Below are 15019 nucleotides of genomic sequence, written 5' to 3'. Positions count from 1 at the left end.
GTGAGTCCGACTCATATCGGACCGGTCCAGAACGGCGGCCGCAGAAGGTCACAGAACAGTCACGGGCCCTCGAAGATCCAAAAGACCCCTGATTTGGGATGTCATGACCAAGATCTTCTCTGTATCTTTCCGGCTATCCCTTTACTGACGCATGGGACGCAAGAAGCGTTCCACGACAGCCCAAGGAGTTCCCTCGTGAACACCCGCGTGAAGCGTCTCGCCCTCCCCCTGGGTGGAGCGATCGCCGCCACCAGCATGATCGGCGCCACCCTGGTCACCTCGGCCAACGCCGCCGCCGCTCCGGCCAAGAAGACGGTTTCCCTGGCGTCCGCCAGCGAGGCCCGCAACATCGCCGGCTACTGGACCGCCAACAGCGGTGCCAACCTGAAGGCCGCCGCGCAGTACACCGACAACGCTCAGGTGTCCGGCAAGGTCAAGCTCGGTGGTGGCGACGCCGCCCCCGACGGCAAGGCCGGCGTGGTCCCGCCGATCGGCCAGGAGAAGGTCACCCCGACCAAGGTCAAGAACATCAACCTGCCGAAGACCATCGGCAAGGTGTTCTTCACCGTGGGTGACAAGGAGTACTGGTGCTCCGCGTCCTCCATCCAGAGCAAGTACCACAACCTGGTCGCGACCGCCGGGCACTGCGTGTTCGACGAGGGCATCCAGAACGGCGCTCTGGACAACTGGGTGTTCATCCCGGGCTACTACCAGGGCAAGGCTCCGTGGGGCATCTACGTCGGCAAGGCCGCGTACACGCACTACGACCTCGCCGTGTACGAGGACTTCGACAGCGACTACGCCTTCGTGACCGTCTACAACGGCATCGCGGTCGGCGGCCGGACGGCTGTCTCCAAGGAGACCTACGACGCCTGGAACGGCTACAAGTTCATCGACGAGACCGAGATCTCGGCGCAGGACTACCAGAAGCTCGTCGACGAGTTCGGTGAGAAGGCTCCGGTCAAGACCGTGCCCACCGGCTCCGAGAAGATCGTGCCGTGGAGCACCAAGAAGAGCGACAAGGTCGAGGTGCGCTTCAAGGAAGTCACCAAGGACGAGTACGACAAGGCTCCGGACCACGGCGAGAACTTCTCCAAGGCCAAGTGGAAGAGCTTCCCCTGGGTCAAGGCCGAGGTCGTCACCAAGGAGCAGTACGACGCCTACAGCGGTCCGGGCTACAAGAAGATCGTTGACAGCGCCTACACGATCCAGCACTACTTCCTGAAGTACAAGGCCGAGGTCACCTCGGGCACCAAGTACATCAAGCTGACCTACGTCGTCGAGTCCTACAAGGACGCGGGTCGCCTGGGCGACAACGTCGGTGGCCAGGGCTTCACCTGGAACCAGAAGGTCGGCCAGCCGGTCTACATCTTCGGCTACCCGGCGGCTCCGCACCCCGACGGCGACAAGGCCTTCACGGGCTACACGCCGAAGTGGTGCTACGGCAAGACCTTCGCGGCGGCCCCCGCCGCGGCGTTCAAGGCCGAGGCCCAGATCGGTCTGAAGTGCTCCATGACCGCCGGCTCCTCCGGTGGCCCCTGGATCCTGAAGTACAGCAGCACCAAGCGTCTCGGCTACATCAACGGTGTCACCAGCCTCATCGGTGACGCGGACGCCAACGGCCGCATCGACTTCAGCACCTCGCCGTACTTCGACAGCGAGACCTACGCGATCTACAAGTCGGCCGCCAACCTGTGGTCCGGCTCGATCGTCGCCAAGGACGGCTCCCTGGTCACCAAGGCCTGAGCCAACCTGAACGACGTCCTAGGTCGCTAGGACACCAGCTCCACCCGCAGGACCCGGCACTCGTGCCGGGTCCTGTCGGCGTTTACGGGGACATCGGGCGGCCGGCTTCTGCGCGCGGGCCGCCGCGGGGAGCTCGGGGACGGACCGAAGCGAGCGCGGGCCGCGCCGGACACGTTACCGCCCGTGAGATCGGACGGATTTAGACGCAGCAGACGCCGTTTCGGCTCCATCGGGCCAGTGTGATCTGCGTCACATAGCAGGTGAACACCGGGCGTACTCCACCACGTGAGTCACATATGGCTCACCGCTGAGTCAACCCCACTGATCTGCGACGAGTCAGACGCTTGGCACTCGGCGGACAGAGCACGACAGGCTCACCAAATGGTTACGGGAAGATCACGCCGGGGCGAGGGTGAAAAATCCGTCGAATGCCGCACACAGCCCAAGATCAACTCTGTATCTTCCTAGCTATCCCTTTACTGACGCATGGGACGCCGATTGCGTTCCACGACAGCCCAAGGAGTTTCCTTGAACACCCGAGTCAAGCGTCTCGCCCTGCCCCTGGGTGGTGCCATCGCCGCCACCAGCATGATCGGCGCCACTCTGGTCACCTCGGCCAACGCCGCCGCCGCGCCGGCGAAGAAGACGGTCTCCCTGGCGTCCGCAAGTGAGGCCAAGAAGATCAGCAACTACTGGACCGCCAACGGCGGGGCGAACCTGAAGGCCGCCACCCAGTACACCGAGGACAGCCAGGTTTCGGGCAAGGTCAAGCTCGGTGGTGGCGACGCCGCCCCCGACGGCAAGGCTGGCGTGGTCCCCCCGATCGGCCAGGAGAAGGTCACCCCGACCAAGGTCAAGAACGTCAACCTGCCGAAGACCATCGGCAAGGTGTTCTTCACCGTGGGTGACAAGGAGTACTGGTGCTCCGCGTCCTCCATCCAGAGCAAGTACCACAACCTGGTCTCCACCGCCGGGCACTGCGTGTTCGACGAGGGCATCCAGAACGGCGCTCTGGACAACTGGGTGTTCATCCCGGGCTACTACCAGGGCAAGGCTCCCTGGGGCATCTACGTCGGCAAGGCCGCGTACACCCACTACGACTTCGCGGTCTACGAGGACTTCGACAGCGACTACGCCTTCGTGACCGTCTACAACGGCATCGCCGTTGGTGGCGAGAAGGAAGTCACCAAGAAGACCTACGACGCCTGGAACGGCGAGAAGTACTCCCACGACGTGGAGATCACGGAGAAGGAGTACAACAAGCTCAAGGACGAGTACGGCCCCGACGCTCCGGTCTTCGTCAAGGACGCCGGGACCGAGAAGGTCGTGCCTTGGGACAGCAAGGACGGCCAGATCGCCGAGAAGGAAGTCACCAAGGACGAGTACGCGGCGGCTCCCGACGCGGACAAGCCCGTGAACTTCCACAAGTCGCCGAAGCCTCCGAAGGAGGAGATCGTCGACGAGGAGACCTACAACAAGTACAGCGGTCCTGGCTACAAGCAGATCAAGGACCACGCGTACACCATCACGCACTACTACGTTGAGTACAAGGTTCAGAAGACCCCGTCGCTGAAGTACTACAAGACGATCTACGTCATCCGGTACTTCAAGGACGCCGGTCGCCTGGGCGACAACGTCGGCGGCCAGGGCTTCACCTGGAACCAGAAGATCGGCCAGCCGGTCTACATCTTCGGTTACCCGGCGGCTCCGCACCCCGACGGCGACCAGGCCTTCACCGGCTACACGCCGAAGTGGTGCTACGGCAAGACCTTCGCCGCCAAGCCGGCCGCCGCGTTCAAGGCCGAGGCTCAGATCGGTCTGAAGTGCTCCATGACCGCCGGCTCCTCCGGTGGCCCGTGGCTGCTGAAGTACAGCAGCACCAAGCGTCTCGGTTACGTCAACGGTGTCACCAGCCTCATCGGTGACGCGGACGCCAACGGCCGCATCGACTTCAGCACCTCGCCGTACTTCGACAGCGAGACCTACGCGATCTACAAGTCGGCCGCCAACCTGTGGTCCGGCTCGATCGTCGCCAAGGACGGCTCCCTGGTCACCAAGGCCTGAGCCAACCTGAACGACGTCCTGGATCGCTAGGACACCAGCTCCACCCACAGGGCCCGGCATTCGTTGCCGGGTCCTGTGGCGTTTGACGGCGAGGCTTCAACGGCCCTTGAAGTGATTTAGCTCACATCAGGTCGATGATGATCCGTTCCGGCCGCTCGCATATTCGGGGTTTTGGACCGTTTCCACCAGTACGAGTGTGACGGCCACGGAATTCTTCAGCGCCTGTGGCGCGGCGGCGACCGGCCCGGATGAGCGTCTCGCCGACGTGGCTTCTGACCCATTACTCATGGTCAGACCTATAGGTTCGTACTGCCCCTTATGGGACTAGTGAGGCAGGAGTTAACTCCTGCGGCAGGACAAGGAGTCTCAGTGAACACCCGAGTCAAGCGCTTCGTGCTTCCCCTTGGTGGCGCGGTGATCGCCACCGGCATGATCGCGGCAACCCTCACCACCTCCGCGACGGCCGCCACCACGGCCGCCGCTCCCGCTTCCGACGGCCTGGCCACGAGCAAGGCGCAGGCCCTGAAGACCGTGAAGGCGTGGACCGCCGGCAACGGCAAGCGCCTCAAGGCCGCCGCCAAGTTCACCGACGACGCGGCCGTGCAGGGCAAGATCAAGCTGGGCGGCGGCGACGCGGCCCCCGACGGCAAGACCGGGATCGTCCCCCCGATCGGCGGCGAGAAGATCACGCCGACCAGGGTCAAGAACGTCAACCTGCCGCGCACCATCGGCAAGGTGTTCTTCCGCCTGGACGGCAAGGACTACTGGTGCTCCGCCTCCTCGATCCAGGGCAAGTACCGCAACCTGGTCGCCACCGCCGGGCACTGCGTCTACGACGTGGACGGCAACCGTGACACCCTCGACGAGTGGGTGTTCATCCCCGGCTACTACCAGGGCAAGGCTCCCTGGGGCATCTACGTCGGCAAGTCGGCCTACACGCACTACGACTTCGCCAACTACGAGGACTTCGACAGCGACTACGCCTTCGTCACCGTCTACAACGGTGTGACGGCGGCGAGCTGGAACTCCCCCAAGTGGGTGGACGCCGGACGCCTCGGTGACAACGTCGGCGGCCAGGGCTTCAGCTGGAACCAGAAGATCGGCCAGCTCGTGTACGCCTTCGGTTACCCGGCGGGCCCGCACCCCGACGGCGACAAGCCCTACACCGGCCTCACGCCGAAGTACTGCTACGGCAAGACCGTGGCCGCGGGCGCGGCGAGCGCGTTCAAGGCCGAGGCGCAGATCGCCATCAAGTGCTCGATGACCGCGGGCGCGTCGGGCGGCCCCTGGATCGCCCAGTACAGCAGCACCAAGCGTCTCGGTTACGTCAACGGCGTGACCAGCCTGGTCGGCGACTCCGACGGCAACCAGCGCTACGACTTCGCGACCTCGCCGTACTTCGACAGCGAGACCTACTCGATCTACAGCCTGGCCAGCAACCTGTGGTCCGGGTCGATCACCAAGTGACCCCCGCGACCGGGGCGCGCCACTCATGAGGTGAGCACTCCGGACGACGCTCTCAGGGCCCGGCTCCGGCCGGGCCCTTTCGCGTGGGGCGAGACCACGCCGACGCGGACCGAAACGGCCGGATCATGGTTACAGATCTCACATCTCAACCTCACCCAGAGGTGAGGTTTCCCTGACATCGAGCACCCATTACTGCCCACTTGTCCGCTTATGTCGGTTTTCATATATGGCCCTGGTAAAGAACCCGCATAGGCTCGAAGTCATCCCTTTGGGACCCATGGGTCATAAGTGATGAGCCATGGAAGATAAGGAGTTATATGACAATCCGAGCCAAGCACCTCATCCTCCCCCTGGGCGCCGCCGTCACCGCCACCGGTCTGATCGGCGCCGCTCTCACCTCGTCCGCCGAGGCCACGGCCAAGCCTCAGCCGACGAACGTCTCCCTCGCCTCCAGCAAGGGCAAGGCGAGCGACATCGCCAAGTTCTGGACCGCGAACGGCGGCAGGCAGCTCAAGGCCGCCTCCCGCTACTCCAACGACACCGCGGTCAAGGGCAAGGTCAAGTTCGGCGGCAGCGACGCGGCCCCCGACGGCAAGACCGGCAGCATCCCGCCGATCGGGCAGGAGAAGGTCAAGCCCACCAAGGTGAAGAACGTCAACCTGCCGCGCACGATCGGCAAGGTGTTCTTCCGGGTCAACGGCAAGCCGTACTGGTGCTCGGCCTCCTCGGTCCAGAGCAAGTACCACAACCTGGTCGCGACGGCCGGTCACTGCGTCTACAACACCGACCTCAACCGCGAGACCCTGGACCGCTGGGTGTTCATCCCCGGCTACTACCAGGGCAAGGCCCCGTGGGGCGTGTACGTCGGCAAGTCCGCTTACACCCACTACGACCTCGCGGTGTACGAGGACTACGACAGCGACTACGCCTTCGTCACCGTCTACAACGGCATCGACGCGCGGACCTGGAAGGACGCCGGCCGTCTCGGCGACAACGTCGGCGGCCAGGGCTTCGCCTGGAACCAGAAGATCGGCCGTCCGGTCTACGTCTTCGGCTACCCGGCGGGCCCGCACCCCGACGGCGACAAGCCCTACACGGGCGTCACGCCCAAGTGGTGCTACGGCAAGACCAAGCCCGCGGGCGTCGCGGCCGCCTACAAGGCCGAGGCGCAGATCGCCGTCAAGTGCTCCATGACGGCGGGCGCGGCCGGCGCTCCGTGGATCGACGGCTACAGCAGCACCAAGCGGCTCGGCTACATCAACGGCGTGACGAGCCTGCTCGGCGACTCCGACGGCAACGGCCGGTACGACTTCAGCAGCTCGCCGTACTTCGACAGCGAGACCTACGCGGTGTACCGCAAGGCCGCCAACATGTGGTCCGGCTCGATCCGCTGACCTCACCCGGCGAAACGCGGGGCTCGGCCGACGGCCGGGCCCCGCTCGGCGTTTCCCTGACCTCACGCGGCGGGGGCGGGTCACCCGGTGCCCGCCCGAGGCCCGTGGCGAGAGTTGTCCTATATATATGGCTTTGGCGCGAGCTTTGCCGGTGAGGATCTCGCCGGCGAAGCCGTGGTCGCCCGCGCCGGGAAGCGCCTACCTGCGGGCGACGCCGTCCAGCCGGGCCTGGTGGGCCACGGCCGAGGCGACCGCGGGGGCGACGCGCTGGTCGAACGGGCTCGGGATGATGTAGTCGGCCGAGAGGTCCTCGCCGACGACATCGGCGAGCGCGTCGGCCGCGGCGACCTTCATGGCCTCGGTGATGGCCGAGGCCCGGACGTCGAGGGCGCCGCGGAACACGCCGGGGAAGGCGAGCACGTTGTTGATCTGGTTGGGGAAGTCGGAGCGGCCGGTCGCCACCACGCGCGCGTGCCGCCTCGCGACCTCGGGGAGGACCTCGGGCGTGGGGTTGGACAGGGCGAACACGATCGCGTCGGTCGCCATGGAGGCCACGGCGCCCTCGGGGAGGGTGGAGCCGGACAGGCCGACGAAGACGTCCGCCCCGGCCAGGGCCTCCTCGGTGGAGCCGGTGAAGCCGCCCCGGTTGGTGACCTCGGCGAGCGCCCGCTTGGAGGGGTTCAGCCCCTCGCGGCCCTGGTAGATCATGCCCTTGGAGTCGGACACGGCGATGTCGCCGATACCGGCGTTGAGCAGCATCCTGGTCACCGCGACGCCGGAGGCGCCGGCGCCGGCCACCACCGCGCGCAGGTCGCCGAGGGACCGGCCTGTGACGCGGGCGGCGTTGCGCAGGGCGGCCGTCACGACGATGGCCGTGCCGTGCTGGTCGTCGTGGAAGACGGGGATCGAGAGCCGCTCGCGCAACCGGTCCTCGACCTCGAAGCAGCGGGGCGCGCTGATGTCCTCCAGGTTGATGCCGCCGAAGGAGGGCGCGAGCCGCGCGACGGTCTCCACCAGGGCGTCCACGTCGGTGCAGTCGAGGCAGATCGGCACGGCGTCGACGCCGGCGAACTCCTTGAACAGCAGCGCCTTGCCCTCCATGACCGGCATGGCGGCGGCCGGCCCGATGTCGCCGAGGCCCAGCACGGCCGTGCCGTCGGAGACGACCGCCACGGTGCCGCCGACCCAGGTGTAGTCGTTGACCAGGTCGGGCTGCTCGGCGATGGCGGTGCACACCTGGGCCACGCCCGGCGTGTAGGCGAGCGAGAGGTCGTCCGCGTCACGGACGGGAATGGTGGAACGGACCTCGATCTTCCCGCCGCGGTGCACGGCGAAGATCGGATCGACGTCGAGGGATTCGAGAGAAGCGGAGAACGGCGTGACGGCCACAGCGACCCCTGTGTGTAAAGGACGGATTCCTTCGGTGAACGCCGCGGGCAGGCGAAGGCCCAGGCTTCGGTAGCCGCCCGGATGCCGTCGCCGTTGACGGTCGTCTCGTGAGGGGGTACGGGGGTCACCCGTTGCTCGATTGTGCCATACGGAACGCCGCCCGCCGGTGTCGGCTGCGCCACAGAACAGCGCGCGGTCGCCCGTCGGCACCGGATTCCAACCAGCTATATAGCTGGGTCATTCCCCTCTAACTGCACATACCCGGGCGGAAGCCCGCATTACCCCCAGCGGTACCCGTCACCTCGTAATGCCATCCGCATACGGCCGGCACTCCGTCCCCACACCTCATTCCGAACGGTGTTCTAGCACTGGCCGAGCCCGTTGTCCGCCACCGCGCCCCCCGGCCGTGCGATACTCGATGTAATACCCGGCATCATTACTCGTCTCTTACAACGGGTGGCACTCCACGTGGACCTGACGTCATACGCCGAGCTGGCCGTCCTGCTCGTCAACAGCGAAGAGCCCTTGGACTCCCTCGACGGCGCCCGGCGGTTCCTGGTCGAGGCCGGCCGCGCCGCGCACGCGGGGCGCCTCACCCGCGAGGACCTGCGCGTGCTGCGCGAACTGCGCGCCGAGCTGGCCGCCGTCTTCGCCGCCGCGGCCGTCCGCGACGAGGAGGGGGTCGTCGAGCGGCTCAACTCCCTGCTGGTCCGCAGGCCCGTCCACCCGCAGATCTCCCGCCACGACGGGCAGCGCTGGCACCTGCACCTGACCGAGGGCGGGCGGCTCGGCGACGAGTACGCCACCGGCGCGGTCATGGGCCTGACCGCCCTGGTCACCGAGCTGGGCGTGGACAGGCTCGGGCTGTGCCAGGCCGCGCCCTGCCGCCGGGTGTACCTCGACACCTCCTCCAACCGGTCGCGCCGCTACTGCTCCGAGCGCTGCGCCAGCCGCGCCAACGTGGCCGCCTACCGCGCGCGCCGCCGGGAGCTCAGCGGCCGTCCCGCCTGAGCGCGTCGCCGCCGGCCACGCCGCCGACACGCCCGGCCGGCCAGTAGCGGAACACCACCCGGCCGAGCACGAGCGCGGCGGGCACGGCGCCGAAATCCCAGCTGTCCTTGCGGCCAGGGGCCCGCTGGTTGTCGCTCTCCAGCCACCAACCGCCGGGCTCGCGCCACGCCGCACGCTTGACGATCATGGTCCCGGGGTCGCCGGGAAGCCGGGCCAGGACCACGTCCCCCGGACGCACGGGCGCGCCGCGGCGCACCACCACCCAGTCGCCGGGCCGCAGCGCGGGGGACATCGACTCCCCCTCGACCCGTACCCGCATGATCCGAACCATGACCGGCGTCGCCTCCATCCCCTGCCGCCCGGGCGAATCAACGAGAGTAAGTTGGGCACTGGACAGTGCTGCCCGATATCAGCATCAAGGAAGGAAACCGATGCTCGCACGACTGTTGCGGCCCGGCCATGTCGCGTCCGCGCACTGCGACCTGCCCTGCGGTGTCTACGACCCCGCCCAGGCGCGGATCGAGGCGGAGTCCGTGAAGGCGATCATGCAGAAGTACGCCGACAACGACGACCCCGTGTTCCGCGCGCGCGCTCTGACGATCAAGGAGGAGCGCGCCGAGCTGGTCAAGCACCACCTGTGGGTTCTCTGGACCGACTACTTCAAGCCCCCGCACGTGGAGAAGTACCCCCAGCTGCACCAGCTCTTCTGGGACGCCACCAAGCTCGCCGGCGCGGCGGGCGCCAAGGGCACCGTCGATGTGAGCAAGGCCGAGGACCTTCTCGGAAAGATCGACGAGATCTCGAAGATCTTCTGGGAGACCAAGGCGGCCTGAGCGCCTTTTTGCCCGATTCTGGCCTCGCGTGCTCGCTTGAACGCGCGAGGCCAGCGCCTTTCGGCGCGGTACCCTCTCCGGCAGGCTTCGGGTCAGATGAAAACGTAAGAAAAGGACAGCGGGACGTCAGGGAAACGGGCCGCAATTCCACAAGATCACGACTATCGGCGCGTCCCAGTCCTCCAGCAGGGGACACGGGGCGGTAAGTTGCTAATCAGCAGCTCTGTGCGAGGAGGAACGTGACCGACGAGACAGCGACGCGTGCGGACGGCATCCCCGGCGGCCTTGCGGGAATCCGTGACGCGGTGAGCGTGCGACTGCCCGCCGCCAGCGCCTATCTGTCCGTGCTGCGCACGGCGACGGCCGGGCTCGCGGCGCGGCTCGACTTCACGCTGGACGAGATCGAGGATCTTCGTATCGCGGTCGACGAGGCGTGCGCCATGTTGCTGGGCCATGCCGTCCCCGGCACCGACCTGATCGCCGAGTTCGAGCTCACCGGCCAGGAGATGATCGTCAGGGTCGAGGTGAGCACGGTCGGTCAGGCCGAGCCGAAACGCGATGACTTCGCCTGGATGGTGCTCACCGCGCTCGCCGACGACGTGGACGCCGAGACCGACACCCCCGACCGCATGGGCATCGTGCTGCACAAGCGCCGAGGCTCTGCGAGGCTGACGTGACGGAGAAGACCCGCGCCATGGCCGGCAGTGAGAGCACCGTCCCCGACAGGGTGCGGGCGCGAGGCCTGTTCGGCGAGCTCGCGGAGCTTCCCGCCGACGATCCCCGCCGCCAGCGCATCCGCGACGAACTGGTCGAGCTCCACCTCCCGCTGGTGGAGTACCTGGCGCGTCGCTTCCGCAACCGCGGCGAGTGGCTGGACGATCTCACGCAGGTCGCCACCATCGGCCTCATCAAGTCGATCGACCGGTTCGACCTCGCCCGCGGCGTCGAGTTCTCGACCTACGCCACGCCCACCATCGTCGGCGAGATCAAGCGGCATTTCCGCGACAAGGGCTGGGCGGTGCGGGTGCCGCGCCGCCTGCAGGAGCTGAAGCTGTCGCTCACCAAGGCGATAAGCGAGCTGTCCCAGCGCCAGGGCCGCGCTCCGACCGTCGCCGAGCTGGCCGCCCACCTGCAGATGAGCGAGGAGGAGGTGCTGGAGGGCCTGGAGTCCGCCAACGCCTACTCCACGGTCTCGCTCGACGCCCCCGACTCCGGGGACGACGACGCGCCCGCCGTCTCCGACTCCCTGGGCATCGTGGACGAGTCCCTGGAGGGCGTCGAGTACCGGGAGTCGCTCAAGCCGCTGCTCGAACGGCTGCCGCCGCGCGAGAAGCGCATTCTCCTGCTGCGGTTCTTCGGGAACATGACCCAGTCGCAGATCGCCACCGAGCTCGGCATCTCCCAGATGCACGTCTCGCGGCTGCTCGCCCGCACGCTGGCCCAGCTCCGCGAGGGCCTCACCGCCGAGGACTGAGGCACCGCGCCGCGGGTCAGTCCTTGATCATTGCGCGGGTCGTCGGCGGCGCCAGCAGCGTCACCAGGCCCGCGACGGCGAAGAGGATCAGCAGCGCGCCGGGAACGTACTGCTCCGACTGCACCAGCGACACGGCCACCGGCAGCGCGAAGATCTGCGTGACCACGCCGGGCGCCCGGCTCCACCGGGCCGCCCGCAGCACGCCCCACGCGACCCACAGCAGCGCCGCGCCGACGACCACCCCGAAGGCCGACACGACGATCGAGCTGGAGACGTCGGCGGGGGCGCCGATGATCGTCTCCACCCCGGCGTACCCGCCGAGACCGATGGCGGTCAGGCCCTCGACCGCGAGGACGGCGGCGGCGGCCGGGAGCGTCACCGGACGGTTCACCATATCGGGTCACCCTACTTGACCCCGCTCGCGGTCGCGTGACCGGCTTGACCGGCGTCGCCGCCGCGTGACCGGTGGATACGCTGGGCCGCATGCGGGCACTCCTCCTGACCAACCCCAAGGCGACCTCCACCAACCGCAGGACACGCGACGTCCTCGTCCGCGCGCTCGGGGCGGAGGTCGACCTGACGGTGGAGCAGACCGGCTACCGCGGGCACGCCGCGGTCCTGGCCGCGACCGCGCGCGAGAAGGGGTTCGACGTCGTGGCCGTCCTCGGCGGCGACGGCACCATCAACGAGGCCGTGAACGGCATGGCCGGCGGCGACGGCCCGCCCCCGGCGCTGATCGTGATCCCCGGGGGCAGCGCCAACGTGTTCGCCCGCGCCCTCGGCCTGCCGAACGATCCGGTGGAGGCGACGGGCGCGGTGCTGGAGGCCATCCGGGAGGACCGCCGCCGCACCGTCAGCCTGGGCCAGGCGTTCTGGGAGGACCGGGCCGACGGCCCCGCCGGCAGGTACTTCACCTTCTGCGCGGGGATGGGGTACGACGCGGAGGTCGTGCGGGCGGTCGAGGGCCTGCGCGGCGCCGGGTACAAGGCCTCCCCCGGCCGCTACGTGCACACCGCGCTGCGGCACTACCTCATGACCGACCGCCACCACCCGGCGCTGCGGCTGGAGCTGCCGCACCGCCCGCCGGTCGACGGCGTCTTCATGGCGATCATCTCCAACACCGCGCCGTGGACGTGGCTCGGCGACCGTCCGGTCAATCCGACGCCGTGGGCGGGGTTCGACACGGGGCTGGACCTGCTGGGGATGCGGCGCATGGGCACGGCCGCGATGCTGCGGCTGGTCGGGCAGATAGTCGGCGAGCGGGTGGGGCTGCCCCGCGGCGGGTATCTCGTGCACGTACACGACGAGGAGGAGTTCACGATCACGGCCGCGCGGCCGACGGCGTTCCAGCTCGACGGCGACTATCTCGGCGAGTGTGAGCGGGTGCGGTTCCGCTCCGTGCCATCGGCGTTACAAGTTCTGGTCTAATACGTCACATGCCGTCATAGTGTGATGCATCCGACAGCCATAACCGGCAAAACCTTCTCCCAAACCTCTTGCGTGACCTGGGCGTGCCTGAAAAGCTCAACACGACGTCGGAACGTAGGACGTTTGAGGATCGACCCAGTGTCCTCGAAGGTCTGCGGCGATGACACAGGACTCTCCGGACCTTAACAACCCCAGGGCCCGGGCAAAAGTTCGCTCTTGTTAGTGAAAGAGTTCACAAACATCCGTCATCCGGACGGAGCCGCAGGCTCCACCTACGAAGGAGTGGAACGCATGGACTGGCGCCACCGCGCTGCCTGCCGTGACGTGGACCCCGAGCTGTTCTTCCCGATCGGCAACACCGGGCCGGCACTCATGCAGATAGAAGAGGCCAAGCAGGTGTGCCGCTCCTGCCCGGTCGTCGACGCCTGCCTGAAGTGGGCCATCGAGTCCGGTCAGGACGCCGGCGTGTGGGGCGGTCTCAGCGAGGACGAACGCCGCGCGCTCAAGCGCCGCACCGCCCGCGCCCGCGCCCGCGCGGCCGTCTGACCCTACCGAACAGACCATCCCCCGAAGAACAGGCGCCACCACGCCGTCCGCACCGCCCCAGCGTCGTGGCCGTACGGAGAACGCCCGGCGTCGCCCCGCGCGACGGCCGGGCGTCGCAGTACCCGGGCCGGCGAATGATCGGATCGATCCGGCCCATCCGGGCATGGCGCCGGTCACGAGGCCGGCTGCACCGGGATCGTCAGCGAGACCTCGGTACCCCCGCCCTGGCGTGGCCTGACCGCCAGGCGGCCCGACAGCTCCCCCACCACCAGCGTGCGGACGATCTGCAGCCCGAGGCTCGTGGACGCCTCCAGGTCGAACCCCTCGGGGAGCCCCTGACCGTCGTCGGCGACGATCAGGTCCAGCCGTTCCTCCGTGCGCGACACCATCACCATGATGCTGCCGCTGCCGTAGGCGAAACCGTGCTGGACGGCGTTCTGCAGCAACTCGGTCAGCACCATCGCCATCGGGGTGGCGATGGTCGCGGGCAGCATGCCGAAGCCGCCCACCCGGCGCGGCATCACGTTGGCGGCCGAGACCTCGCCGGTCATCGCGATGACGCGGTCGGCGATGTCGTCGAAGTCGACGATCTCTTCAGGAGTATGGGAAAGGGTCTCGTGGACGATCGCGATCGAGCCGACGCGGCGCACGGCCTCCTCCAGGGCCTCCCGCCCCTCGGGCACCTGGAGCCGCCGCGCCTGGAGCCTCAGCAGCGCGGCCACCGTCTGCAGGTTGTTCTTCACCCGATGGTGGATCTCGCGGATGGTGGCGTCCTTGGTCAGCAGCTCGCGCTCGCGGCGGCGCAGCTCGGTGACGTCCCGGATCAGCACCAGGGCGCCGATGCGACCGCCGCCCACGATCAGCGGGATCGCCCGGAGCTGCACGACGTTGGCCCCGGCCTCCACCTCGGTCTCCCGGGGCGCGCGGCCGCTCGCCACCAGCATGAGGTCCTCGTTGATGGGCTCGTCGGAGTAGCACAGCGCCGCCGTGGTCTTGCCCAACTCGGAGCCCACCAGGTCGGCGTTGAGGCCGAGCCTGCGGTAGGCCGACAGCGCGTTCGGCGAGGCGTAGGTGACCCGCCCGGCCCGGTCCAGCCGCAGCAGCCCGTCGCCCACGCGGGGCGAGCGGACGAGGATGGGCCCGTCCTCGGGGAAGGGGAACCGCCCCTCGGCGACCATCTGCGCCAGGTCGGAGGCGCTCTGCAGGTAGGTGAGCTCCAGCCGGGACGGCGTGCGCGCCGAGGACAGGTTGGTGGAACGCTGGATCACCGCCACGAAATGGTCGTCGCGCCGCACCGGGATGGTCTCCTCGCGGACCGGGACGCCGCTGGACCAGTCCGGGTCGCCCTCGCGGCAGATGCGGCGCTCGCGCCAGGCCGTGTCGATCAGGGGGCGCTCGCCCGCGGCGACGATGGAGCCGACCACGTCGTCGTGGTAGACGGTCGGACCGGTGGTGGGCCGCATCTGCGCGACGGCGACCCAGGCGGACTCGTCGCGCAGGGGGATCCACAGCACCAGGTCGGCGAAGGACAGGTCGGCGAGGAGCTGCCAGTCGGAGACCAGCGACTGCATCCATTCGAGGTCGGCGGGATCGAGGGTCGTGTGGCGCGCCACCAAATCGCTGAGAGTCGGCACCTGAGCATCATGCGTGCTCACCCCCGCCCAAGG

The 15019-nt window shown here is 68.1% G+C and carries 14 protein-coding genes; 10 read left to right on the top strand and 4 right to left on the bottom strand.

Annotated features, from left to right (window positions below):
* Positions 1-195 precede the first annotated feature (195 nt).
* The 4 genes from BJ981_RS17025 to BJ981_RS17010 all read left to right on the top strand — a co-directional run bounded on the left by BJ981_RS17025 (position 196) and on the right by BJ981_RS17010 (position 6671).
* Entirely contained in the window at positions 196-1746 is a 1551-nt protein-coding gene (locus tag BJ981_RS17025; RefSeq protein ID WP_239139199.1) for a trypsin-like serine peptidase, read from the top strand.
* 528 nt (positions 1747-2274) lie between these two features.
* The gene (locus tag BJ981_RS17020) at positions 2275-3810 is read left to right on the top strand and encodes a trypsin-like serine peptidase (protein ID WP_260324654.1); all 1536 of its coding nucleotides are present in this window, start codon (positions 2275-2277) and stop codon (positions 3808-3810) included.
* Positions 3811-4179: 369 nt separating this feature from the next.
* Complete coding sequence (locus tag BJ981_RS17015; protein WP_239139197.1) at positions 4180-5277, top strand: trypsin-like serine peptidase; 1098 nt, start codon at positions 4180-4182, stop codon at positions 5275-5277.
* A gap of 317 nt (positions 5278-5594) precedes the next feature.
* Entirely contained in the window at positions 5595-6671 is a 1077-nt protein-coding gene (locus BJ981_RS17010) for a trypsin-like serine peptidase (RefSeq protein ID WP_184612304.1), read from the top strand.
* A 198-nt stretch (positions 6672-6869) separates the two neighbouring features.
* On the opposite strand, the gene BJ981_RS17005 is transcribed toward BJ981_RS17010, so the two are convergent.
* Positions 6870-8060 carry an NAD(P)-dependent malic enzyme gene (locus tag BJ981_RS17005; RefSeq protein WP_184612303.1) on the bottom strand — a complete coding sequence of 397 codons (1191 nt, stop codon included), beginning with the start codon at positions 8058-8060 and terminating at the stop codon, positions 6870-6872.
* Between the two features lie 468 nt (positions 8061-8528).
* Between BJ981_RS17005 and BJ981_RS17000 the strand changes: the two genes are divergently transcribed.
* A complete protein-coding gene (locus BJ981_RS17000) occupies positions 8529-9071 on the top strand; it encodes a CGNR zinc finger domain-containing protein (RefSeq protein ID WP_184612302.1) in 543 nt (180 codons plus the stop codon).
* Here BJ981_RS17000 and BJ981_RS16995 read toward each other — a convergent pair.
* On the bottom strand, positions 9052-9390 hold the full coding sequence (locus BJ981_RS16995; RefSeq protein WP_184612301.1) for a S24 family peptidase: 339 nt from the start codon (positions 9388-9390) through the stop codon (positions 9052-9054). The genes BJ981_RS17000 and BJ981_RS16995 overlap by 20 nt on opposite strands.
* Positions 9391-9502: 112 nt before the next feature.
* On the opposite strand from BJ981_RS16995, the gene sodN reads away from it, so the two are divergent.
* From sodN to BJ981_RS16980, 3 genes are all read left to right on the top strand, one after another.
* A complete protein-coding gene (gene sodN / locus BJ981_RS16990; protein ID WP_184612300.1) occupies positions 9503-9904 on the top strand; it encodes a superoxide dismutase, Ni in 402 nt (133 codons plus the stop codon).
* Between the two features lie 239 nt (positions 9905-10143).
* Entirely contained in the window at positions 10144-10581 is a 438-nt protein-coding gene (locus BJ981_RS16985) for an ATP-binding protein (protein WP_184612299.1), read from the top strand.
* Positions 10582-10598: 17 nt separating this feature from the next.
* Positions 10599-11378: an RNA polymerase sigma factor SigF gene (locus BJ981_RS16980; protein WP_184616196.1), complete on the top strand. Its 780-nt coding sequence runs from the start codon at positions 10599-10601 to the stop codon at positions 11376-11378.
* A gap of 16 nt (positions 11379-11394) precedes the next feature.
* Here BJ981_RS16980 and BJ981_RS16975 read toward each other — a convergent pair whose 3' ends face one another.
* Positions 11395-11772 carry a hypothetical protein gene (locus BJ981_RS16975; RefSeq protein WP_184612298.1) on the bottom strand — a complete coding sequence of 126 codons (378 nt, stop codon included), beginning with the start codon at positions 11770-11772 and terminating at the stop codon, positions 11395-11397.
* 89 nt (positions 11773-11861) lie between these two features.
* Between BJ981_RS16975 and BJ981_RS16970 the strand changes: the two genes are divergently transcribed.
* Together BJ981_RS16970 and BJ981_RS16965 are read left to right on the top strand one after the other, a co-directional pair.
* The gene (locus BJ981_RS16970; RefSeq protein WP_184612297.1) at positions 11862-12806 is read left to right on the top strand and encodes a diacylglycerol/lipid kinase family protein; all 945 of its coding nucleotides are present in this window, start codon (positions 11862-11864) and stop codon (positions 12804-12806) included.
* A gap of 291 nt (positions 12807-13097) precedes the next feature.
* Positions 13098-13352, top strand: a complete 255-nt coding sequence (locus tag BJ981_RS16965) for a WhiB family transcriptional regulator (protein ID WP_184612296.1) — start codon at positions 13098-13100, stop codon at positions 13350-13352.
* A 173-nt stretch (positions 13353-13525) separates the two neighbouring features.
* Here the strand turns inward: BJ981_RS16965 and BJ981_RS16960 are convergent, their stop codons facing one another.
* Entirely contained in the window at positions 13526-14986 is a 1461-nt protein-coding gene (locus BJ981_RS16960; RefSeq protein WP_184612295.1) for a PAS domain-containing sensor histidine kinase, read from the bottom strand.
* Between the last annotated feature and the right edge of the window lie 33 nt (positions 14987-15019).

It is taken from the genome of Sphaerisporangium krabiense (assembly GCF_014200435.1).
GTDB lineage: Bacteria > Actinomycetota > Actinomycetes > Streptosporangiales > Streptosporangiaceae > Sphaerisporangium > Sphaerisporangium krabiense.
Note: the sequence above shows the minus strand (reverse complement) of the source record. Positions and strands in the feature narration are given on the sequence as shown.